Source organism: Vibrio sp. 1078-1 (assembly GCF_033340475.1).
Genome location: NZ_JAWOWM010000662.1, coordinates 1 through 574 on the forward strand (window position 1 = coordinate 1; position 574 = coordinate 574).

Annotated in this window: 1 protein-coding gene; it reads right to left on the reverse strand. The window is 51.7% G+C overall.

Features of this window, described 5'->3' with window-relative positions; genetic code table 11:
- Positions 1–4: 4 nt before the first annotated feature.
- Positions 5–574, reverse strand: a 570-nt coding sequence (locus R7190_RS29370; RefSeq protein ID WP_025585289.1) for a magnesium transporter, incomplete at its 5' end; no start/stop codon positions are given.

Genomic DNA, 574 nt, shown 5'->3' on the forward strand with positions numbered 1-574 from the left:
TGGCTTAGATCAGCAAGGTTGCGAGACCGAGGAAAACAGACAAGCCAATCACATCAGTGACAGTCGTCAGTGCCATACCGCCAGCAAGGGCAGGATCGATATTCATCTTCTTCAGAAGGACAGGGATGGTTACCCCTGCAACCCCGGCGACGAACAGGTTGGTCAACATGGCGGCAGAGATGATACCTCCGAGCATCCAGTTACCTTTCCAAACCACAACGATACCACCGATGATCAACGCCCACATGATGCCGTTAAGCAAACCGATTGCGGCTTCTTTCATCAACAGTTCACGTTTGTTTGAGTCACCGATATGACCTAAAGCAAGGCCACGAATAACCAGTGCAACGGTTTGGTTACCTGCAACACCACCCATGGATGGCACGATGGTCATCAAGACCGCAATTGCCGCCATTTGGTCCAGCGTGGCTTCAAACATGTTGGAAACCGAAGCAGCAGCTAATGCAGCTAGGACATTGGCTCCGAGCCAAACACTGCGTTTACGCGCGGATTTGAAGACGGGAGCGAAGGTATCTTCGTCATCGTCCATACCCGCCATACTCATCATCGAGTG